A 22,240-nucleotide genomic window follows, 5' to 3' on the forward strand; every position below is an offset into this window, starting at 1 on the left:
CCGCTGTTTCCGGAAGTCATGCTGCGCTGCAGCTTGTGTTTTGCCCGCCTGTCCCAAGTTAGGGAGTCCCAAGCTTGAAGGAGAAAAAAAATGGCTCAATACTGGCCAGGCGGGCGGGGCTACGGAGACAGCGCTGAAGCGCCCGAGCTCGGCAGTTACGACTCGAATCACCTGCTCGATTCGATACTGGACAAATTGCACCTTCCCGACGACGCCGCCCTGTGCGATGCGCTGGATGTGGACGAGTCCGTCATCAGCGACCTGCGCGAATTGCGGCGCGAAGTCGACGCCGCGCTGCTCATCCGGATGCATGAGCTGACCGACATCAGCATCGTCGGCCTGCGCAACATACTGGGCGACCGCCGCCGCAAGGCGCGTTTCGCCGCCGAGCAGGAGCAGCAGGGGCAGGGCGGCCAGGGCGTGGAGGAAGACAACCCCGGCCAGCAGCAGCAAGCGCCGCGCCCGCGCGAGATCGAGCGCAAGGACGTCGACCACCAGAAGCCGGCCGACCCCGACCCCGACGACCCGGTTTCTCCCTGAGGCCGGCCCGGTTTTCCTGCCCCTGAAGGGCTGACGCCGCGCGGTGCGCCGTGTTCCCGGCGGCGCTTTGCAGTATGCTTCTGGCTTTCCCGGTTCCTGCCGCATCATGCCGCCACATCCTGCCGTCCCCGACGGGGTCGACCAGACCCACGATATTCCCCCCGCTGTCGCTCCCATTCCCGTTGCACCCGCTGTCCCCGCTCCCGTTCCCAATCCGCCGCCTGCGCCTCCCGCTGCGCCGCGGCGCGGCCGCACGGTGGGCATGGCGGCTGTCGTCACGCTGATCGCCGTCACGCTGGCGCGCGCATTCGGCGCGCCGTCCTGGCTGTTCGTCGTGGCGGCCGCGGCGGCGCTGGCGCTGATCGCCTCGGGCTTCTCGCTGATCAACAGCCGGCTGCGCAACACCTCCTTCATCCTGTTCATCATCGCCGCGCTGGCATTGCCGTTCGCGCGCGCGCCGGTCGCGGCGCTGGAGCGCGGCATCTTCATCGCCGCGCTGCTGATCTCGGTCACGTCGAGCGTGATGCTGATTGCCCGCTGCGCGATGCAGAGCCACCGCATCGGTTTCATCGGCGCCGGGCTGCGCGAGCGGCAGGGTTCGCGCCGCTACCTGTCGTTCGCGCTGGCCAGCCAGTTCTTTTCCGGGATACTCGGGCTGGCTGGCGCCAACCTGATGTACATCATGGCCGCGCCGTCCACCGAGGGCAAAAGCGAGGGCCGGACCGAGACCGTGGTGGCGGTCGGACGGGGCTTCGCGGCGGCCAGCTGCTGGAGCCCGGTGTTCGGCAACATGGCCATCCTGCTTGCGCTGTACCCGACACTGTCCTGGCTGGAAGTCTTCCCGGTCGGCCTCGCGCTGGGGCAGGTGACCATCGTCGTCGGCGCGCTGATGAACCTGGCGGCGCTGTCGCGCCTGCCGGCGCCGCAATCGCCCCCCGCGATCCTCACGCCGATGTCGACGCTGCTGCGCAGCTCGCTGCCGCTGATGATCTCGTTGCTGACGCTGCTGGCGCTGATCATGACGGCGAGCTGGCTGCTGCACATCGTGATCTCGGCCGCCATCGTGCTGCTCGCGCCCTTCGTGTCGCTGCTGTTCAATGCCGCCACCGGCCGCGCCGGCCACCGCGTCGCCGATGGCGTGGCCGGCCTTGGCCGCGCGATGGAAAACTTCGGCGCGCTGGCAAGCGAGGCGCTGCTGTTCATGGCGGCCGGCTGCGCCGGCAGCGTGCTGGCCGATGCGATCCCGACGCCGTGGATAGCCGCGATCGGCGCGGCGCTCAGCGGGCACCAGTTCCTGGGCCTGTCCTTCCTGGTGGCCGCCATCATCGGCACCTCGCTGGCCGGCGTGCACCCGGTGCTGTCGGCGGTGTTCCTGGCGTCCAGCCTGCCGCCGCCGGTGCTGGGACTGCCGCCAATCACGCACATGGCGGCCATCCTGGCCGGATGGGGCCTGTCGGCCAACATGACGCCGTTCTCGGTGATCTCGCTGACGGCGAGCCGCTATGCCGGCATCGGCCCCGGCGAAATCAGCTTCGGGCGCAACTGGCGCTTCGCGCTGACCAATGCGGTGGTGATCTGCGCGGCGCTGGCGGCTTTTGCATGGATGCTGCGCGCCTGACGGCAAGGAACGATTTGCGCCGCCATCGCTCTACCTTCTGACGCGGCGCATCCGGCGCCGCCAGGCCGGAGCTTTGCATGGCATACCGCAGCACCGTCGCTTCCGTCACCCATGTCTTCGACGACCTCAGGACGCTGCTGGCAAAGGCCAGCCCGGCGCGCTCGGGCGACAGCCTGGCCGGCGTCGCCGCGCAGAGCGATGTCGAGCGCATGGCCGCGCGCATCGCGCTGGCCGACCTGCCGCTGACAGCCTTCCTCAACGAGACGCCGGTGCCCTACGAGGACGATGAAGTCACCCGGCTCATCATCGACAGCCACGATGCGCCGGCCTTTGCGGCGATTTCCCACCTGACGGTCGGCGGCCTGCGCGAATGGCTGCTGGACGACGCCACCGGCGCGCCGCAGCTGTCCGCCGTGGCGCCGGGTATCACGCCGGAGATGGCGGCGGCGGTCAGCAAGCTGATGCGCAACCAGGACCTGGTGCTGGCCGCCCGCAAATGCAGCGTGGTCACCCGCTTTCGCAACACCATCGGCCTGCCCGGACACATGGCGGTGCGGCTGCAGCCCAACCATCCGACCGACGACCTGCAGGGCATCGCCGCCAGCATGCTCGACGGCCTGCTGTACGGCGCCGGGGACGCGGTGGTGGGCATCAACCCGGCCAGCGACGCGCCGCAATCGCTGCTGCCGCTGTGGCGCATGCTGGACGATGTGCGCAGCCGATTCGACATTCCGATGCAGAGCTGCGTGCTCACGCATGTGACCAACCAGATCAGCGCGATCGAGCAGGGCGCGCCGCTGGACCTGGTGTTCCAGTCGGTCGCCGGCACCGAGCGCGCCAATGCCGGCTTCGGCGTCACGCTGTCGCTGCTGCGCGAGGCGCGCGACGCGGCGCTGTCGCTGGGGCGCGGCACCGTCGGCGACAACGTGATGTACCTGGAGACCGGGCAGGGCAGCGTGCTGTCGGCCGGCGCGCACCACGGCATGGACCAGCAGACCTGCGAGGCCCGCGCCTATGCGGTCGCGCGTTCGCTCAAGCCGCTTTTGACCAATACGGTGGTCGGCTTCATCGGCCCCGAGTACCTGTACAACGGCAAGCAGATTATCCGCGCCGGCCTCGAAGACCATTTCTGCGGCAAGCTGATGGGCGTGCCCATGGGCTGCGACATCTGCTACACCAACCATGCCGAAGCCGACTCCGACGACATGGACGTGCTGCTGACCATGCTGGGCGCGGCCGGCGTCAGCTTCATCATGGGCGTGCCCGGCGCGGACGACATCATGCTCAACTACCAGAGCACCTCGTTCCACGATGCGCTCTACCTGCGGCGGCTGCTCGGCCTGAAGCGCGCGCCGGAGTTCGACGCATGGCTGCTGCGGATGGGCATCGCCGGCGCGGGCGGCGAGCTGATCGAAACGGCAGGCGGCTTCGGCAGCCTGCATGCGCTGCTGGGACCGGGAGCCGGACCGTGACCGACCGTCCCACTGGCCCGGTTCCTCCCGCTGCCCACGACCTATGGCAGGCGCTGCGCCGGCATACCGCTGCCCGCATTGGCCTGGGGCGGGTGGGCGCGAGCATGCCGACGGCCGAGCTGCTGCGCTTCGGCCTCGCGCATGCGCAGGCCCGCGACGCCGTGCACAGCGCGCTCGATGTCGATGCGCTGGCGGCGGCATTGCAGGCGCAGGGATTCGGCACGCTGCAGGTCGCGAGCATGGCGCCGGACCGCGAATGCTATCTGCTGCGGCCCGACCTCGGCCGCAGCCTGCATCCGGACAGCCGCATGCTGCTCGAGCAGGCGCCGCGCGCCGACATTGCGCTGGTGATCGCCGACGGCCTCTCGGCCCAGGCGGCATCGCGGCATGCGCTGCCGGTGGCGACGCTGCTGCGCGATGCGATGGGCGGCTGGCCGGCGCCGGTGGTGATTGCGCGGCAGGGCAGGGTGGCGCTGGGCGACGACATCGGCGCAGCGCTGGGCGCCAGGGTCGCCATCGTGATGCTGGGCGAGCGGCCCGGCCTCAGCTCGCCCGACAGCCTGGGCATCTACCTGACCTGGAACCCGCAGCGCGGCCGCATGGACAGCGAGCGCAACTGCATATCGAACGTGCGGCCAGAGGGCCTCGGCTATGCGGCCGCCGCGCACAAGCTGCACTACCTGCTGCGGCAATCGCTGCAGCGCCGGCTGAGCGGCGTGGCGCTGAAGGACGAGAGCCAGGGATTGAAGGAGATCGGGGCAGGCTGACGGCGGACATGGCGACATGCGCGGCCTGCAGGGCCGGCGCATGCATCCTACACATGGATATCAGCCCGGCCGGGGCGGCGCTTCCGGCAGGCTGCCGGGCGTCTGCGCCTGGGTCGCGTTGCTGGCGCGCGCGCCCTGGACCATCTCGGTCATCCAGCTCACCAGCAGCGCCGTGTACGCGCGCTGGCTGGCCGGGTCGCTCAGGCCATGGTCGGCATTGCTGATCATCCGGTAGGTCATCGAGCGCGGGCGTATCAGCGCTTCCTTGTAGCTGTTGATGACTGCGTGCGGCACGATGTCGTCGCGCTCGGACTCGATCAGCAGCACGTCGCCGCGGTAGGCCTTGCAGGCGCGCAGCGCCCGGTTGTCCGCCGCCGGCACGAAGCGCCTGCGGTAGGCGCCGAGATCCTGGTCCTGGTGCAGCTGCACCTTGGGCAGTTCCCAGCCGCTGTCCATGTACAGCGCCGGCACCCGCAGCGCCAGCCAGCGCACCGGCCGGCGCGTGGTGAGGATGGCCGCCAGGTAGCCGCCGTAACTGCTGCCCACCACCGCGATCGACGACGGGTCGACGCCGCGCTGGCGTACCAGAGCGTCATAGGCGGCCAGCACGTCGGCCAGGTTGTTCTCGCGCGATACGGTTTCCTGCATCGGCAGCGTGTCCGCATGGCCAGACAGGTCGAAGGTGAGGCAGACGCATCCGAGGGCGGCGATCTCGCGGGCGCGGGCGATGTACTGGTCCTGGCCGCCGCCCCAGCCGTGCACGAACAGCACGCCGGGTATCAGCGTGGACGGGCTGACCAGGGTGCCGGCGATGTCGCGGCCCTCGGCATGGATGGTCACTTCCTCTTCACGCGTCGGCATAGGGCATGGTCCTCGTGTATTTCGTGATGGGGCCGACATAGCGGTCGACGCCGTTGAAGTAGACATCGGCATCCGGCGGCGGGCTGGCGCCGCCATAGAGTTCGGTGGTGGCGGCGCGCACGACCGCAAGCGACGGATCGGCCTGGAATGCGGCCAGCGCGGCCAGTTCCGCGCCGGTCGCGCCGCCGATGCGCCACGACTGCTCCAGCACGCCCGAGCGCCACGTTCCGCTGTCGTCGACGCCCTGCGCCACGTCGTAGTTGCAGCGCGAGGCCAGCAGGCCCGGAAAGCTGGCGAGCGCCGCGCGGTGATAGGTGCAGGCCTGGGCGACCGCGATATGCACCTCGTCCGCATGCGGCAGCGCCAACAGCGCCTCGAAGTCGCCGCGGGCGACCAGCAGCTCGGAGCCGCCGTAGACTTCCTCGCCGGCGTTGTTGCGCGTCAGGTTCTGGATGCCGCAGTAGGAGGCGAGGTGGCGGCCGATGCGCACCTGCCCGACGCTGTGCGTGACGACCTCGTTCAGGTTGCGCTCCAGCACCACGCCGCCTGCACGCAGCTGCGTGTCGTCCAGCGCCGCCAGCTGTTCGTCGAGCGCACGGGCATTCCCGGCAACGGTCTGGCCGGTGCCGCCGATGCCGCTGGCGAGCTTGATGCGGACCGCGCCGCCGGCCAGCAGCCGCAGCCCGGCGGCGCGCGCATCGTCGATGCCGAATGCCGAAAAGCCGGGCAGCGCGACATCCCTCACCTGTTCGCCGAACGCCGGCGCCCAGCCGTCGGGCGCGGCGCATCCCGGTTGCAGCAGCGGGTGCGTGATGACCTTGCTGGCGACATACGGATGCGGCACCACGCCGCCGAACAGGTCATGCTCGCCGCGGATGCCGAGCCGCTCGGCCTGCGCAATGCCGGCAATGGTCTCGCGCGGCACGAAGTAGAGGGGCAGGTCGTACCTGGCGCCGGCGTCGTATTCGCCGCCGTAATGAAAGCCGAGCAGCGCGGCGACCTTCTCGGCGACACGGTTCTGCGAGCCGCGTTCATGGCCGTCCGGGTTGTCGGTGGGCTGGCGCGAGTGGAGCACCACGATGCGCGCCGGTTCCGGCACGGTCGAGGCCGCTGCCTGCCACGTTTCAGGATGATCAGAATTCATCGCCGCTCCTTGCAGGCATGGGTGTCCACGGAAAAAAATTCTAGCAAAGGCATGCCGCGCGCATATCGTTTCAAACAAGCCCGCGTGAAAGACTGCCGGCGCCGGCGGGGGAAAGGCGGCCCGGAAAGCGCCGGACCCTGCCGGCCGTAGGCGCCCGACTTGACGGGTGACATGGCGCGTGGCATGGCCTCAGACAGCAAGACAGCGCCGCCCGGCGCGCATCGCCTGCCCATTCCGGCAACCATTGCCTTTACGCTATGATGTCGGCGGCGCATGGGGCGCCGACTGTTCCGATCGACCGCTCATGCCTGCCAGCCTGTCGCTCTACCTCGACCTCGTGCGATTCCTTGCTGCCATTGCGGTGCTGCTGTTCCACCTGTGGCCGCAGTGGATGCCCGGATTCCCGCTGCCCTGGCCGGGCCATGCCGCCGTCATTGTTTTCTTCGTGCTGTCGGGCTACATGATCGCGCACGCGGCCCACCAGCCCGGCGTCGACCTGCGCACCTACCTGCAGCACCGGGCCGCGCGCATCCTGTCGGTGGCGCTGCCGGCGCTGATGCTGTCGGTGGCGGTTGCACCGTTTGCGGGCGTCACGCCCATCCACAGCAGCGGCCCGATGGACCTGAGCCCGGCGGCCTTCTGGGGCCGCATCGCAGCGTCGCTGCTGTTCATTGCGCAGTCCTGGAACCTGTCGCTGGCGCCGCCGTACAACCCGCCGTACTGGTCGCTGTGCTACGAAGTCTGGTACTACGTGATGTACGGCGCATGGCTGTTCGCGCCGCGCCGCTGGCGCTGGCCGGCGGTGCTGCTGGCCATGCTCTGCGCCGGCCCGAAAATCCTGCTGCTGGCCCCGGTCTGGCTGCTGGGCGTTGCGACCTGGCATTTGCGCGGGCGGCTGCCGTCCGGCCTGGCCGTGCTGTTCTTCTACGGCTGCATGCTGGCCGGCCTGCTGCTGTTCTGGTTCGATGTCGGCGTGCTGCTGCGCAACCGCATGCTCGTGCACTGGCCGGAAGCGGCGCAGCAGCTCAACGAGTCCGCGCTGTTCATCGGCGACTACCTGCTGGGGATCGCGGTGGCCGGGAATTTCCTCGGCGCGGTTGCGCTGGGCGAGCGCCTGAAGCCGCTGTTGCGCATCGAGCGGCCGGTGCGTTTCGCGGCCTCGTACAGCTTTTCGATCTACCTGTACCATATGCCGCTTGCGGTGCTGCTGTGGAATGGCCTCGGCCTGCACTCGCCGCTGCAGATGGCGGCGGTGCTGGCGGCGATGCTGCTGGCGCTGGGGACGCTGACGGAACGCCAGCTTCCCCTGTGCCGAAGGGTCATGCGGCGAGCGCTGGCCTAGCCGGCACGCCTTGCCCATGGCGACACTGAAAATAAAATACTGGAATGAACCGTGCTTCGATCTTTCCCTTTTGCCGGCCCGATGTGCCGGCCCGGCTGCATAGGATTTACGTATGAATGGCGCTGATGTTCTTTGCGACACCCTGCTTGCTTCGGGTGTCGATACCTGCTTTGCCAATCCAGGCACGTCTGAAATGCATTTCGTGGCGGCGCTCGACCGCAAGCCGCAGATGCGCTGCATCCTCGGCCTGTCCGAAGGCGTGGTGACCGGCGCGGCCGACGGCTATGCGCGGATGGCGGACAAGCCGGCGGCGACGCTGCTGCACCTCGGCCCCGGCCTCGCCAATGGCCTGGCCAACCTGCATAATGCGCGCCGCGCCAACTCGCCCATCGTCAATGTCGTCGGCGACCATGCGACCTACCACCTGCAATACGACGCGCCGCTGACGACCGATATCGAGATGCTCGCGCGGCCGATGTCGCACTGGGTCCGGACGGTGCCGGACGCCGACCATGTGTCGGCGTATGCGGCGGAAGCCGTCGCGCAGGCGCGCACGGCGCCGGGACGCATCGCCACCATGGTGCTGCCAGCCGACGCCGCCTGGAACCCGACCGAGGCGCCGCTGCAGCCGCCGCGCCCGCTGGCGCCGCGGCGCCAGGTCGGCGCGGACCGGATGCGCGACGCGGTGCAGGCAATACGCAGCGGCAAGCGCACGATGCTGATGCTGTCGGGCCTCGCGCTGCGCGAACGCAACCTGCAGGTGGCCGGGCGCATTGCGCAGGCGGCGGGCGTGCGGCTGCTGGCCCAGCAGTCGAATGCCAGGCTGCAGCGCGGCGCCGGCCGCCTCGAGATCGACCGCGTGCCGTATGCGGTCGACCAGGCGCTGGCGGCGCTGCAGGACATCGAATGCCTGATCCTGATCGGCGCGGTGGAGCCGGTGGCGTTCTTCGCCTACCCGGACAAGCCCAGCCGCATCGCGCCGCCCGACTGCACGGTGCTGGAGCTGGCCGCGCCCGGCGACGACCTCGAACATGCGCTCGACTGGCTGGCCAGCGAGCTGAAGGTGCCGGCCGACACGGCCATCGCGCTGCCGTCGCTGGCGCGTCCGCCGCTGCCGGCCGGGGCGCTGACGCCGGTGGCCGTCGCCACCGCGCTGGCCGCGCTGATGCCGGAACAGGCCATCATCTGCGACGAGTCAGTGACTTCCGGCCGCAGCCTCTTCCAGCACACCCGCACGACGCCGCCGCATGACTTCCTGCAGCTGACCGGCGGCGCCATCGGGCTCGGCCTGCCTCTGGCGACCGGCGCCGCCGTCGCCAGTCCGGGGCGCAAGGTGATCTGCCTGGAAGCCGACGGCAGCGGCATGTACACGGTGCAGGCGCTGTGGACGCAGGCGCGCGAGAAGCTCGACGTGGTCACCATTATTTACGCGAACCGCGCCTACGCGATTCTGCAGGGCGAGCTCGAGCAGGTCGGCGCCGGCGTGCCGGGCGTCAATGCCAACCGGATGCTCAACCTCGACCAGCCGGCGCTGGACTGGGTCAAGATGGCCGAAGGCCTGGGGGTCGAGGCGGTGAGGGCGGAGACCGCCGAGGCATTCTGCGACGCGCTGAAGGCGGCGCTCGCGCGGCCGGGACCATTCCTGATCGAAGCGGTGCTCTGACGCGACCGGCTTTGCCTGGCCGCTGCGGCCGACGGCCGGGCGGGAGTGCGCACTGACGCATGACCCGCCCGGGTGGTTGGACTGCGCCTGGCGTTTTCCCGCGCGGGCGGGTGTTTCCGTCGTCGCTCTTCATGGCACACTGAGCGAGGTCAATTCTGCTTGGCGAAACGGTATTCCGGAATTGGCGCGGATATGCTACCTTCGGTCACCGATTATCAGCAGTGCCAGCAGCCGTCGCCTTCAGGACGGCGCAGCCCCATCCACCATGAGTACTTCCGGCATTTCCCCAGGCGAAGACAGCGAGCTGGCCGACGATCACGTCCGCAGCGGCGAGGAACGCTATTACATCACCGCGCTGGCCCGCGGCCTCGACGTGCTCGCCTGCTTCCGCTCGGCCGACCGCTCGCTGTCGAACCAGCAGATCGCCGAGCGCTGCGGCCTGCCCAAGTCCACCGTGACCCGCATCACCTACACGCTGACCAGGCTGGGCTACCTGGTGCAGCTGCCCGACGGCGGCCGCTACGCGCTGGGCAATGCGACGCTGGCGCTGGGCAGCGCGACGCTGGCCCGGATGGACGTGCGGCAGCTGGCGCGCCCGTTGATGCACGAGCTGGCCGAGTTCTCCGGCGCCACCGTCGCCATCGCGGTGCGGGACAAGCTGTCGATGATCTATGTCGAGGTGTCCCACAGCACCGCCGCGCTGGCGCTGACGCTGCAGGTCGGCTCGCGCATACCGCTGGCCACCTCGGCCATCGGCCGCGCCTACATGGCGCGGGCGTCGGAGCAGGAACGGGCCGAGATCCTGAGCCGCGCCGGCGAGCTCGACGACCAGGCTTACGCGAATGTCGTCACCGGCCTGGAACGCGCGCTGGCCGACGACCGCGACTACGGCTGCGCCACCTCGTTCGGCGACTGGCAAAAGAATGTCAACGGCATCGCGGTGGGCTTCCGGCCCGTCAGCGGCAACTCGGCAATGGCCATCAACTGCGGCGGGCCGTCGTCCAGCCTGTCGGTCGAATTCCTGCTCGGCGAGGTGCGGCCCCGCCTGCTGGAACTCGCGCAGCGGCTCGAGATGAGCGCGGTGCGTTGAAGCGCGGCATTGCGCCGGACCATGCCATCCCCGTACAATTGCGCCGTTCTGGTGCCCGCGGTCATGTCCATGGCCGCAGTTAAACGGGAAACGCCAGGCCTGCAGGCAGTCTTTGCAGGTCAAGGCGTGCTGCCCCCGCAACGGTAAAGCAAGCGCCGCATTCATGCGGCAGCCTTCTTCCAAAACCACTGTGCATTTCGCATGGGAAGGTGGGAAGGTCGGTCTTGCCAGCCCGGATACCGGCCAGGATAGGTGGAAGCAGGCGCACTGCGCCTGGCTTCCGTTCAATCCGGCCCGCGGGGAAGCAGGCCGGTTGTCTGCCCACGACCACATTCAATGACCACAACCCGTAATCCGCGCACGGCATCGCACCGTTCGCCGCTGCTTGCCGCCGGCATCGGCGCCCTTGCCGCCGCATTCCCGCTGTCCACCCTGGCACAGCAGCCCCGCACCGAAGCCACGCTCAGCCCGGTGCAGGTGACGTCGAGCCGCACGCCGCAGCAGGCGCGCGACGTCCTGGCCGACAACATCGTCATCACGTCCGAGGAGATCGCCGCCTCCGGCCACAAGAACCTGGACGACCTGCTGCAGCAGAAGCGCAGCATCGAGATCTCGCGCAACGGCGGTCCCGGCACCAATGCGTCGCTGTTCCTGCGCGGCGCGTCCAATGCGCAGAACGTGGTGCTGATCGACGGCGTGCGCGTGGGCTCGTCCAGCGTCGGCGGCGCCACCTGGTCGGCGCTGCCGCTGTCGCAGGTCGACCATATCGAGATCGTCTACGGCCCCCGGTCCACGCTCTACGGCGCCGACGCGATCGGCGGCGTGGTCCAGATCTTCACGAAGAAGGGCGAGGGGCCGCCGCGTTTCAATGCCGACATCGGCGCCGGCAGCTATGGCGCCCGAACCATCGAAGGCGGCCTGTCGGGCGCCACCGGCGGCGAGCACAGCGTGCATTACGCATTCAACCTGGGACGCGAGAAGGCGAGGGGATTTTCCGCGACGACGCCGGACAATGCGTTTTCCTACAACCCCGACCCCGACGGCTATACCCGCGAAAGCGCCAGCGGCCAGCTGTCGATGGACCTGGCGCCGGGCCATGAAATCGGCCTGCGCTTCCTGCAGAGCCATCTCGACGCTCAGTACGACAACGGCGACACCGGCTACAACGACCGCACCATCACCGACGTCGGCGCGTACTCGGTCTACAGCCGCAACCGGCTGCTGCCGAACTGGACCAGCCTGCTGCAGCTGTCGCGCGGCGTCGACAGGTCGCGCACGCCGTCGGACTTCGGCGACGCGGTCGGCAACACCAGGCAGGACACGATCACCTGGCAGAACGATATCGCGCTGGGCACCGACCTGCTGCAGCTGCTGCTGGAGCGGCGGGTCGAGCATGTCGACACCAGCGACCAGGGCGTCGGCGGCAGCCGCGCGACCAACTCGCTGGCCGCCGTCTACCAGCTCAAGCGCGGCGCGCACCTGGCCAGCGCCAGCGTGCGCAATGACGACAGCACGCAATACGGCTCCAAGACCACCGGCAGCCTGGCCTACGGCTACCGTCTCACCGATGCGCTGCGCGTCAACGGCAGCGTCGGCACCAGCTTCCGGGCGCCGTCGTATAACGAGCTGTACTACCCGGGCTACGGCGTGCCGACCAACCGGCCGGAGTCGGGCAGGAATGTCGAAGCCGGCGTCTATTACGAAAAGGGCAGCGACCAGTTCAGCGCGGTGGCCTACCGCAACCGCGTCACCGACCTGCTGGTCTATGCGTTTCCCTGCCCGGTGTCGCCGGCCGCGTACAGCTTCGGCTGCGCATACAACGTCAACGAGGCGCTGCTGACCGGCGTCACCCTCGGCGCGTCGACCCGGATCGGCCAGTTCACGCTGCGCGGCTCGCTCGACTTCCAGAACCCGCGCGACGAGACCACCGACAAGCTGCTGGCGCGTCGCGCCCGCCGCCACGGCCTGGTGGCGCTGGATTACCGGGCCGGCCCGCTGATGGCCGGCGTGGAAACCCAGTTCTCAGGCAAGCGTTTCGACGACAGCGCCAACACCGCGACGCTGGGCGGCTATGCGCTGCTGAACCTCTATGCCAACTATGCGATCAACCGCGACTGGTCGGCCTATGCGCGCTGGAACAACGTGCTGGACAAGGACTACCGGCTGGCGAACGGCTATGCGACGGCCGGCTCGAATGTCTTCGTCGGCGTGCGCTACGGCTTCCGCTAGCATGTCATGACGCGCACGCAGCCCACGCTTCCGGCAGCCACGCAGAAACACGCGTGGCTGCTCGGCGCGCTGGCGCTGCTGGCGCTGTCGTGCATCGTATTTGCCTGCATGGCCGGCTCGGTGCGGCTGGGCGCCGGCGAGCTGGCCGACGGCGCGGCCGCGTTGCTGCGCGGCGAACGGGCCAGCATGGCGGCGACGCTGCTCGAACTGCGGCTGTCGCGCGCGCTGTCGGGCTTCGCCGCCGGCGCGCTGCTGGCGCTGGCCGGCGTGCTGATGCAGGCGCTGCTGCGCAATCCGCTGGCAGACCCTTATGTGCTGGGCATCTCCGGCGGCGCCTCGGTCGGCGCGCTGGCGGCGATGCTGTTTTTCAATGCGCTGTGGATGATCGACGCGGCCGCGTTCGGCGGCGCGCTGGCGGTGGCGCTGCTGCTGTACGCGCTGGCGCACCGCGACCTGCGCGGCGGCATCGACGCCAGCGCGCCGCTGCTGCTGCTGACCGGCGTGATCGTCGGCGCCGGTTGCGGCGCGCTGGTCACGCTGATGCTGTCGCTGGCGCCCGAGGAAAGGCTGCGCGGCATGGTGTTCTGGATGATAGGCGACCTGTCCGGCAGCGAGCAGCGCTGGCTGCCGTGGCTGGCGCTTGCCGGCGGGCTGGCCTATGCGCTGCGCCGGGCGCGCGACATCAATGTGCTGGCGCTGCATGCGGCCGGCGCCGAAGCGCTGGGCGTGCCGGTCGGCGCGCTGCGGCGCGGCCTGTTCTTTTGCGCGGCGCTGCTGACCGCCTGCGCCGTCAGCAGCGGCGGCAGCATCGGCTTCGTCGGGCTGGTGGTGCCGCATGCGTGCCGCTTCGCGCTCGGGCCGGACCACCGGCTGCTGCTGCCGGCGTCGGCGCTGGCCGGCGGCGCCTTCCTGGTGGTGGCCGACACGCTGGCGCGCACGCTGGCTGCGCCGCAGCAGCTGCCGGTCGGCGTGGTCACCGCGCTGATCGGCGTGCCGGCCTTCCTGCTGCAGCTGCACCGGCTGGGGCGGCGCTGACATGCAGGCGCGCGGACTGACGCTGCAGGCCGACCGGCGCATCCTGGTCGACGGGCTGGACTTCGACGCCGGGCCCGGCGAATGCTGGGTCGTCATCGGCCGCAACGGCGCCGGGAAAAGCACGCTGCTGCAGGCGCTGGCCGGGCTGCGCAAGCCGGCCGCGGGGCAGGCGCTGATCGACGGACGCGCGCTGCCGGACTGGCCCCTGGCGGACCTGGCGCGACGCCGCGCCTACCTGCCGCAGGGCAGGAGCGACGCCTTCGGCTACCGGGTGCTGGACACCGTGCTGGCCGCGCGCCATCCTTACCAGGACGGCTACTGGGACAGCGACGCCGACCGCGGCCTTGCGCTGCAGGCGCTGGCCGAGATGGACGCGGCGCACCTGGCCGGGCGCGACGTGCGCACGCTGTCCGGCGGCGAGCGGCAGCGGGTTGCCATCGCCGCGGTGCTGGCGCAGCAGACGCCGCTGCTGCTGCTCGACGAGCCGTCCGGGGCGCTGGACCTGGCGCACCAGGTCGCGCTGATGCAGCGCATCGCCGGCCTGTGCGGCGAAGGCCGCACGGTGCTGATGGTCGCGCACGACCTGAACATGGTCGACGGCGTCGCCAGCCATGCGCTGCTGCTGTCGGGCGAGGGCCGCTGGCGCGCCGGCACGGTCGAGGCGATGATGCAGCCTGGCCTGCTGGAAGAATGCCTGGGCCATCCGATCGCCGTGCTGCGGCATGAAGGGCGGCGCATCTATCTGCCGCGGGAAGGAGTAGCCGGGCCATGAAACATTGCCGTATCGCGTTGTCGTTGCTGCTGCTGTCGGGTGCGGCAGGCGCCGCCGGCGCCGCGATCAGCGTGAAGGACGGCAGCGGCGCGACCGTCACGCTGGCGCAGCCCGCGCAGCGCGTGGTCACGCTGGCGCCGCATGCGACCGAGCTGGTGTTTGCGGCCGGCGCCGGCGGCCGCATCGTCGGCGCCTCGGACTACAGCGACTATCCGCCCGCGGCGAATGCGATCCCGCGCATCGGCAGCAGCAGCCAGGTCGACGCCGAGCGCCTGCTCGCGCTGCGCCCGGACCTGCTGGTGGTCTGGCAGGGCGGCAATGGCGAGCGCCAGCTGGCGCCGCTGCGGCGGCTGGGCGTGCCCATCTACCGGAGCGAGCCGAAAACCCTGGGCGACATACCGGATGACGTCGAGCGGCTGGGCCGGCTGACCGGCGCCGAAGCCAGCGCGGCACCGGCGGCGGCCGCATTGCGGGCGCGGCTGGCGGCGCTGGTGGCGCGTTACCGCGGCAAGGCGCCGGTCACCGTCTTCTACCAGGTCTGGGACCAGCCGCTGTACACGCTCAACGGCCGCCAGATCGTCAGCGACGCGATACGGCTATGCGGCGGCGTCAACGTGTTCGCCGACCTGGCGGCGCTGGCGCCGGCGGTCAGCGTCGAGGCGGTGTTGCAGAAGAATCCCGAGGTCGTCGTGCGCGGCGGCCAGGCAGGCGAGGATGCGCCGGGGCTGGCGATCTGGAAACGCGCTCCGGCGCTGCTCGCGACCCAGCGCGGCAACCTGTACACGGTGCCCTCGGACCTGATGACCCGCGCCGGCCCGCGCATGGTGGACGGCACCGAAGCGCTATGCGGCCTGCTCGAGCAGGCGCGGCGGAAGCGGCCGTAGGGCAGGGCGGCGCGCCGGGCCGCGCATCCACCGCAGCAGGCTTGCTCGCGGCGCGGCCCGCGCATGAAACGCATCAGGCCGCGCCGCGGTCGCCGCAGGTTTCCCCCTTCGTCGCCAGCCGCTCGTTGAACATGCGGATGTCGGCAATCCGCGCCGCCCCGGCCAGCGTGCCGCTGGCCATCCGCGTGGCATGGCCGACCGCGGCATTCGCGCCGCTCTGCTGCAGCGCCTGGCGCAGCTTGTCGATGGCGGCGCGGCCCTGTTCGGCGCTGACGCCGCGCAGCAGCAGGCTGAAGCGGTTCAGCCCGGTGCGCGCGACGACATCGCGCCCGCGCACATGGCTCTTGAGCAGGTGGGCAAGCGCGACCAGCCGCTTGTCCCAGTCGATCGAACCGGCCTCGGCGACGATGCCTTCGGGCGCGGCAATGTCGACCAGCACCACCAGCGCGTCGTCATCCTCGGGCAGGGTCGCCGCTTCCTCCTGGTCGAGCAGGGCTTGCCAGGCAGCCAGGTTGGGCAGCCCTGTCAGGTGGTCGATGTTGACCGGCGCCTTGACGCCGTGCTCGGCGGCGCGGCGGGTCTCGTCGAGCTTGAACGAATGCGCGACCAGCGTGCTGATGGTGCGCGAGACGGTCTCGACGATCTGCCGCTGCTGCGTCGTGAAAGCCGGCTGCGGATACGGGTCGATCGCGCAGATCGTGCCCAGCAGTTCGCCGCGCCACGACAGCATCGGATAGCCGATGTAAGCGCCCACCCTGATCGAGGCCCGCACCGGCGCGCTGGCCAGTATCGGATTGGCCGCGGCGTCCGCGGCAAAACAGCTGCCGTAATGTTCGAGCACCCGCACGCACAGGGTGTCGGGCCACGGGAAACTGTCGCCGGGCTTGACCCGGTCCTGCAGGTCGTCGGCCTGCACCACGGTCCAGGCATTGCCTGCGAGCCGGCCCACCATCCATAGCCGCATCGGCACGACCGTGCGCAGGCATGCCAGCAGCGCCGGGAGCGACTCTTGCAGCGACAGGAAGGGGCGGAGGCTGTCGAGCCGGGGGTTCAACAGGCGGCCCTGCATGCAGGCGGCTTGATGCAGCGTGTAACGGTCATTGCGTCTCCTTGGAAAGTCTGCCTGTCCGCGTCTGAGCGCAGATCCGCACCGGCATGGTTCACCATACCGCATCGCTTCCCGCTACGGGTGCGTCGATGCGTGCATGCATCCTGAGATGGGTCAATCATCGGCCGATTTATCGGGTTTTAAACAGGCACGGAAGCTGCTAAGAAGAATAAACTTGACCGCATAGTCAGGAAAATTCGAAAGCATTGTCCTTTCCAGGAGTCGCCATCATGTCCGCCCATATCGTTCTGACGTCGCATTCGCAAGGCCGCGGCGAAAAGGCAGCGCATCCCATCCACTGGGGCGCCGCCACGCCGCAGGAGCGCGGTCCCATCATCGCCAGCCTGACCTCGCCCGTGCACCGCAACGCGATCGGCACCCACTCCGGCGCATATGCGATCTATCGCGCGCTGGCAGTGGCGTCGGGCAACCTCGACCGCGACCACCGTCCGGATTTCACCGACACCACCCCGGCCGAATCGGTCGGCCCGCATCCCCAATGGTCGGATCCGGCCAGCATCGTCTCGCTCGATCCCTACGGCCACATGGTAGCCAGCGCCTTCGCCGCCGAGATCGCGGCCGGCGTGGATATCCGCCCGACCATCGCCATCACCAAGGCGCACATCAACATGCCCGAACTGCGCGCCGCCATACAGGCCGGACGCCTGAAGCCGGACGGCCGCATCCTGTTCGAGAATGGCGACGCCCGCGTCACCAAGGCCGCGATCGACCCGGTCTGGTACCTGCCCGGCCTGGCCGAGCGCTTCGGCATCAAGGAAAGCGCGCTGCGGCGCAACCTGTTCGAGCAGACCGGCGGCATGTTCCCGGAACTGGTCACGCGCTCCGACCTGAAGGTGTTCCTGCCGCCCATCGGCGGCATGACGCTCTACTGTTTCGGCGAGATGTCCGAGCTCGGCAAGCCGGAGACGAAGGTGGCCTGCCGCGTGCATGACGAATGCAACGGCTCCGACGTGTTCGGCTCCGACATCTGCACCTGCCGGCCGTACCTGGCGCATGGCATCGAGGTCTGCATCGAGATGGCGCAGCAGGGCGGCGTCGGCCTCGTGATCTACAACCGCAAGGAAGGCCGCGCGCTGGGCGAGGTCACCAAGTTCCTGGTCTACAACGCCCGCAAGCGCCAGGTCGGCGGCGACCGCGCGGAAACCTATTTTGCCCGCACCGAATGCGTGGCCGGCGTGCAGGACATGCGCTTCCAGGAGCTGATGCCGGACGTGTTCCACTGGCTGGGCGTCAAGCGCATCGACCGCTGGGCGTCGATGAGCAACATGAAGCACGGCGCGCTGGTCGAGCAGGGCATCGAGGTGGTGGAGCGGGTGCCGATTCCGGACGAGCTGATCCCGGCCGACGCCCGGGTCGAGATGGACGCCAAGGTCGCGGCCGGCTACTTCTCCGCGATCGCGCCGGTCAGCGCGATCGAGCTTGCGCTGCCCAAGGGCAGGGGGCTGGCCGAATGAGCGCAAGGACCGACGCGCTGCTGAGCGCCAGGTCGGTGCGCAGCCACTGCGCGCAGATCATGGCGCTGGCCGAGCGGGACGCGGCGCCCCATTTCCGCTTCCATCCCGAACAGCTGCCGGCCGCCGCGGCCTATGTCGCCGAGACCATCCGCCTGCGCTACCCGGACCTGCAGGTGCCGTACCACAGCCGCTGGCGGCATTTCGAGACCGGCGGCACGGACCGCTGGCGCATGCTGGCCGATGCGCACGGGCTGGACGGCGCGGAACGGGCGCGCGCCCGCATCGACCTGGTGATACCGAGCGTGCTGCTGGACGCCGGCGCCGGGCCGGACTGGCGCTACCGGGAAGCGGACGGAACGGTGCTGTCGCGCTCGGAGGGACTGGGCGTGGCCAGCCTTGCGCTGTTTGCCGGCGGCGCGCTGTCGGACGACACGGCCCGACCCTTGCGGGCCGACGCCGCGGCGCTGTCGCGGTTCACGGCGGCCACGCTGGCCGACGCGTTCCAGGCCGGGCCGGACAACCCGCTGGTGGGCCTCGAGGGCCGCGCCGCGCTGCTGCAGCGCCTGGGTGGCGCCGTGGCCGCCGCGCCGGAGGTGTTCGGGTCGCCGGCCCGGGTCGGCAACCTGTACGACAGCCTCGCCGCGCGCGCCGACAACGGCCGCATCGCCGCGGACACGGTGCTGCAGGTGCTGCTGCACGCGCTGGGGCCGGTGTGGCCGGGCCGCATCGAACTCGACGGCGTGGGCCTGGGCGACTGCTGGCGCCATCCGGGTACCGGCGACGGCCTCGTGCCGTTCCACAAGCTGACCCAGTGGCTGACCTATTCGCTGCTGGAGCCGCTGGAGGAAGCAGGGCTGACGGTGACCGGGCTGGACGCGCTGACCGGCCTGCCGGAATATCGCAATGGCGGACTGCTGCTGGACTTTGGCATAATCACGCCCCGCGACGCGTCCTTTTGCCAGCGGCTGCTGACGGTTGACGAGCCGGCGGTCGTCGAATGGCGCGCGCTGACCGTGGCCCTGCTCGACCGGATGGCCGACGCCGTGCGGGCCGAACTGGGCGTGAGCGCCGCGGCATTTCCGCTGGCGCGCATACTCGAGGGCGGCACCTGGGCCGCGGGAAGGCGCATCGCCGCGGAGCGCCGCGCCGGCGGCTCGCCGCCGGTCAGCATCGACAGCGACGGCACCGTGTTTTAATCCTGCGTTTTACACCTTTCAAGGACATCCCGATGAACCCGGACTACACCGTCATCACCCACCCGCTGATCCAGCACAAGCTGACCTTCATGCGCAACGAGAACACCACCACCGACAACTTCCGCCGGCTGCTGCGCGAGATCAGCCAGATGCTGGCGTACGAAGTCACGCGCGACCTGCCGACCGAGATGACCACCATCAGCACGCCGCTGGCCACCATCGAGTCGCCGGTCATCAGCGGCAAGAAGCTGTGCCTGGTGTCCATCCTGCGCGCCGGCAACGGCATGCTGGACGGCATGCTCGACGTGCTGCCGGCGGCGCGTATCGGCCATATCGGCCTGTACCGCGACCCGGAAACGCTGGAGCCGGTCGAGTACTACTTCAAGATGCCTGACGATATCGGCGCGCGCCTCGTGATCGTGGTCGACCCGATGCTCGCCACCGGCAACTCCGCGATCGCCGCGCTGCACCGGCTCAAGGAAAGCGGCGCGGCCACCATCAAGTACGTCTGCCTGCTGGCGTCGCCCGAAGGCATGGCCGCGCTGCGCAAGGCGCACCCGGACGTGCCGGTCGTCACCGCCGCGGTCGACGAACGCCTGAACGAGCACGGCTATATCGTGCCGGGCCTGGGCGACGCCGGCGACCGCATGTTCGGCACCCGCTAGTCCTGCGATGCAGGCGACGGCGGAGCAGCGCGGCAAGGGCCGCATACGCCTTGCCAACGAAGCGGACATCCTGCACGCGGCCGAGCGGGTGTTCGCCCGCGCCGGCTATGCGGGCGCCACGATGGCCGACATCGCCGCCTGCGCCGGCATCCCGAAGTCCAACCTGCATTACTACTTCGGCACCAAGCGCGACATCTACCGCGCGGTGCTGACCCATATCCTGGCGCTGTGGCTGGCGCCGGCCGACAGCATCCGCGAGGACAACGACCCGCGCACCGCGCTGGCCGGCTATATCGACGCCAAGATGGCGCTGACCGCGAGCCACCCGGACGCGTCGCGCGTGTTCGCCTGCGAAGTGCTGCACGGCGCAGCCGAGATCGGCGACATCCTCCGCACCGACCTTCGGCTGCTGGTCGAGCGCAAGGCCGCCGTGATCGAACGCTGGATCGCCGAGGGCCGGATGGCCCCGGTCGACCCGCGCCACCTGTTCTTCACCATCTGGGCCGCGACCCAGACCTATGCCGACTTCGAGACGCAGGTCTGCGCGGTGCTGGACCTGCCGGCGCTGGAAAGCGCGGACATCAGCCGTGCCGCCGCGCATGTCAAGACCCTGCTGCTGCGCGGCTGCGGCCTGGCCTGAAACGCCCATCCACAACAAGGAGCAACGATGCTGGACCTGGTCATACGCAACTGCACGCTGGCCGACGGCCGCAGCGGCCTCGACATCGGCATACGGGACGGCCGCATCGTCGCGCTCGAAGCGCACCTGGCGGCCGAGGCCGGCGAGACGCTGGACGCCGCCGGCCAGCTGGTCAGCGCGCCCTTCGTCGACGCCCACTTCCACATGGACTCGACCCTGTCCTTCGGCCTGCCGCGGGTCAACCTGTCGGGCACGCTGCTCGAAGGCATCGCGCTGTGGGGCGAGCTCAAGCCCCACCTGACCCAGGAAGCGCTGGTCGAGCGTGCGATGGCCTATTGCGACTGGGCGGTCGCCAAGGGCCTGCTGGCCATCCGCAGCCATGTCGATGTCTGCGACGACCGCCTGCTCGCCGTCGAGGCGCTGCTGCATGTGCGCGAACGGGTCCGCCCCTATCTCGACCTGCAGCTGGTGGCCTTCCCGCAGGACGGCCTGCTGCGCTCGCCGAATGCGCTGGCCAACCTGACGCGGGCGCTGGACATGGGCGTCGACGTGGTCGGCGGCATCCCGCATTTCGAGCGCACCATGGCCGACGGCGCGGAGTCGGTGCGCATGCTGTGCGAACTCGCCGCCGCGCGCGGCCTGCGCGTGGACATGCACTGCGACGAGACCGACGACCCGATGTCGCGCCACATCGAGACCCTGGCCTTCCATGCGCAGCGGCTGGGCATGCAGGGCCGGGTGACCGGTTCGCACCTGACCTCGATGCATTCGATGGACAACTACTACGTGTCCAAGCTGCTGCCGCTGATGCGCGAGTCGGGCGTGGCGGCGATTGCGAACCCGCTGATCAACATCACGCTGCAGGGCCGGCATGACACCTACCCGAAGCGGCGCGGCATGACCCGGGTGCCGGAGCTGCTGGCGGCGGGCGTGCCGGTGGCGTTCGGCCACGACTGCGTGATGGACCCGTGGTACGGGCTGGGCAGCGGCGACATGCTGGAGGTCGCGCACATGGGGCTGCACGTGGCGCAGATGACCGGGCAGGATGCGATACGGGCGTGCTTCCGGGCGGTGACGTCGACGCCGGCCGGCATTCTGGGGCTGGAGGGATATGGGGTGGAGCCGGGGTGCCGGGCGGACCTGGTGCTGCTGCAGGCGCGGGATCCGGTGGAGGCGATCCGCCTGCGGGCGGTGAGGCTGGCGGTGATCCGGGCGGGAAAGGTGATATCGCGGATGGCGCCGGCCGTGGCGGTGCTGGATTTGCCGGGACGGGGTGGGGGGACGAGCTTTCAGTTGGGATAGTTGGGGGCGGGGTGCCGCGGGCGTTCTGGGTTATTTCCTTGTTCTCGTTTGGGCTGGGTCGACTGCACGGCAGTGTAACGAGGGGCTGGCTCAGGCTGCAGCATGACGTTGCTGGTGGCCTTCCGCGGAGCAACAGTTGCAGTTGCAGTTGCAGTTGCCGTGGCCGTCGCTGTTGCTTATGAAGCTGCCGTTGCCGTTGCAGTGAATCCCCGTTGATGACGCCACGTCGCTGGTGCCGAAATCGGATAAAGAAGCGTCCGCTGTCTGAGCGAAGCGAGTTTCGGACGCTTCCCGATTTCGGTGCCAGCGGCGTGGGCACCCCGCGCAGCGGGGCGGCATCTCCGGGGTCGCCTTCTCTTGCCTACTTCTCTTGGCGAAGCAAGAGAAGTAGGTCGGCTGCCGGGCCGAAACCCGGCTAGGTCGTCCGGCAGGCCAGC

The 22,240-nt window shown here is 69.8% G+C and carries 19 protein-coding genes and 1 riboswitch; of the genes, 16 read left to right on the forward strand and 3 right to left on the reverse strand.

The window, feature by feature from the left end:
* Positions 1-90 precede the first annotated feature (90 nt).
* The 4 genes from QOL82_RS19805 (at position 91) to eutC (ending at position 4,397) form a co-directional block, all read left to right on the forward strand.
* Complete coding sequence (locus tag QOL82_RS19805; RefSeq protein ID WP_283444031.1) at positions 91-540, forward strand: hypothetical protein; 450 nt, start codon at positions 91-93, stop codon at positions 538-540.
* Positions 541-646: 106 nt separating this feature from the next.
* Entirely contained in the window at positions 647-2,158 is a 1,512-nt protein-coding gene (locus QOL82_RS19810; RefSeq protein ID WP_283444032.1) for a hypothetical protein, read from the forward strand.
* 77 nt (positions 2,159-2,235) lie between these two features.
* Positions 2,236-3,630, forward strand: coding sequence for an ethanolamine ammonia-lyase subunit EutB (locus tag QOL82_RS19815; RefSeq protein ID WP_283444033.1), 1,395 nt, complete (start codon positions 2,236-2,238; stop codon positions 3,628-3,630).
* Complete coding sequence (gene eutC / locus QOL82_RS19820; protein ID WP_283444034.1) at positions 3,627-4,397, forward strand: ethanolamine ammonia-lyase subunit EutC; 771 nt, start codon at positions 3,627-3,629, stop codon at positions 4,395-4,397. Before QOL82_RS19815 ends, eutC begins: the two co-directional genes overlap by 4 nt.
* Before the next feature lie 60 nt (positions 4,398-4,457).
* Here eutC and QOL82_RS19825 read toward each other — a convergent pair whose 3' ends face one another.
* Together QOL82_RS19825 and QOL82_RS19830 are read right to left on the reverse strand one after the other, a co-directional pair.
* Complete coding sequence (locus QOL82_RS19825) at positions 4,458-5,258, reverse strand: alpha/beta hydrolase family protein (protein ID WP_283444035.1); 801 nt, start codon at positions 5,256-5,258, stop codon at positions 4,458-4,460.
* Positions 5,245-6,402, reverse strand: coding sequence for a DUF3182 family protein (locus tag QOL82_RS19830; protein ID WP_283444036.1), 1,158 nt, complete (start codon positions 6,400-6,402; stop codon positions 5,245-5,247). Before QOL82_RS19830 ends, QOL82_RS19825 begins: the two co-directional genes overlap by 14 nt.
* Positions 6,403-6,706: 304 nt before the next feature.
* Between QOL82_RS19830 and QOL82_RS19835 the strand changes: the two genes are divergently transcribed.
* From QOL82_RS19835 to QOL82_RS19865, 7 genes are all read left to right on the forward strand, one after another.
* Positions 6,707-7,744 (forward strand): acyltransferase family protein, encoded by a 1,038-nt coding sequence (locus QOL82_RS19835; RefSeq protein ID WP_283444037.1) that lies wholly within the window; start codon positions 6,707-6,709, stop codon positions 7,742-7,744.
* Between the two features lie 112 nt (positions 7,745-7,856).
* Entirely contained in the window at positions 7,857-9,407 is a 1,551-nt protein-coding gene (locus tag QOL82_RS19840; RefSeq protein WP_283444038.1) for an acetolactate synthase large subunit, read from the forward strand.
* Between the two features lie 265 nt (positions 9,408-9,672).
* Complete coding sequence (locus tag QOL82_RS19845) at positions 9,673-10,497, forward strand: IclR family transcriptional regulator (RefSeq protein ID WP_283444039.1); 825 nt, start codon at positions 9,673-9,675, stop codon at positions 10,495-10,497.
* 33 nt (positions 10,498-10,530) lie between these two features.
* A riboswitch (cobalamin riboswitch) is annotated at positions 10,531-10,759 on the forward strand.
* Between the two features lie 74 nt (positions 10,760-10,833).
* The gene (locus tag QOL82_RS19850; protein ID WP_283444040.1) at positions 10,834-12,726 is read left to right on the forward strand and encodes a TonB-dependent receptor domain-containing protein; all 1,893 of its coding nucleotides are present in this window, start codon (positions 10,834-10,836) and stop codon (positions 12,724-12,726) included.
* A gap of 6 nt (positions 12,727-12,732) precedes the next feature.
* Complete coding sequence (locus tag QOL82_RS19855; protein WP_283444041.1) at positions 12,733-13,761, forward strand: FecCD family ABC transporter permease; 1,029 nt, start codon at positions 12,733-12,735, stop codon at positions 13,759-13,761.
* 1 nt (position 13,762) lies between these two features.
* Positions 13,763-14,533: an ABC transporter ATP-binding protein gene (locus tag QOL82_RS19860; RefSeq protein WP_283444042.1), complete on the forward strand. Its 771-nt coding sequence runs from the start codon at positions 13,763-13,765 to the stop codon at positions 14,531-14,533.
* Positions 14,530-15,417 carry a cobalamin-binding protein gene (locus tag QOL82_RS19865; protein WP_283444043.1) on the forward strand — a complete coding sequence of 296 codons (888 nt, stop codon included), beginning with the start codon at positions 14,530-14,532 and terminating at the stop codon, positions 15,415-15,417. The genes QOL82_RS19860 and QOL82_RS19865 overlap by 4 nt, the downstream gene beginning before the upstream one ends.
* 73 nt (positions 15,418-15,490) lie before the next feature.
* Here QOL82_RS19865 and QOL82_RS19870 read toward each other — a convergent pair whose 3' ends face one another.
* A complete protein-coding gene (locus tag QOL82_RS19870; protein WP_283444044.1) occupies positions 15,491-16,486 on the reverse strand; it encodes a GGDEF domain-containing protein in 996 nt (331 codons plus the stop codon).
* Positions 16,487-16,755: 269 nt separating this feature from the next.
* On the opposite strand from QOL82_RS19870, the gene QOL82_RS19875 reads away from it, so the two are divergent.
* The 5 genes from QOL82_RS19875 to QOL82_RS19895 are packed head-to-tail and all read left to right on the forward strand — an operon-like array spanning position 16,756 to position 21,803.
* Positions 16,756-18,000, forward strand: coding sequence for a GTP cyclohydrolase II (locus tag QOL82_RS19875; protein WP_283444045.1), 1,245 nt, complete (start codon positions 16,756-16,758; stop codon positions 17,998-18,000).
* On the forward strand, positions 17,997-19,196 hold the full coding sequence (locus tag QOL82_RS19880; protein WP_283444046.1) for a URC4/urg3 family protein: 1,200 nt from the start codon (positions 17,997-17,999) through the stop codon (positions 19,194-19,196). Before QOL82_RS19875 ends, QOL82_RS19880 begins: the two co-directional genes overlap by 4 nt.
* Before the next feature lie 32 nt (positions 19,197-19,228).
* Complete coding sequence (upp, locus tag QOL82_RS19885; RefSeq protein WP_283444047.1) at positions 19,229-19,861, forward strand: uracil phosphoribosyltransferase; 633 nt, start codon at positions 19,229-19,231, stop codon at positions 19,859-19,861.
* Positions 19,862-19,868: 7 nt separating this feature from the next.
* Entirely contained in the window at positions 19,869-20,501 is a 633-nt protein-coding gene (locus tag QOL82_RS19890) for a TetR/AcrR family transcriptional regulator (RefSeq protein WP_283444048.1), read from the forward strand.
* A 27-nt stretch (positions 20,502-20,528) separates the two neighbouring features.
* A complete protein-coding gene (locus QOL82_RS19895; RefSeq protein WP_283444049.1) occupies positions 20,529-21,803 on the forward strand; it encodes an amidohydrolase family protein in 1,275 nt (424 codons plus the stop codon).
* Positions 21,804-22,240 lie beyond the last annotated feature (437 nt).

The sequence above is a fragment of the Noviherbaspirillum suwonense genome (assembly GCF_900182955.1).
Lineage (GTDB): Bacteria > Pseudomonadota > Gammaproteobacteria > Burkholderiales > Burkholderiaceae_D > Noviherbaspirillum_A > Noviherbaspirillum_A suwonense.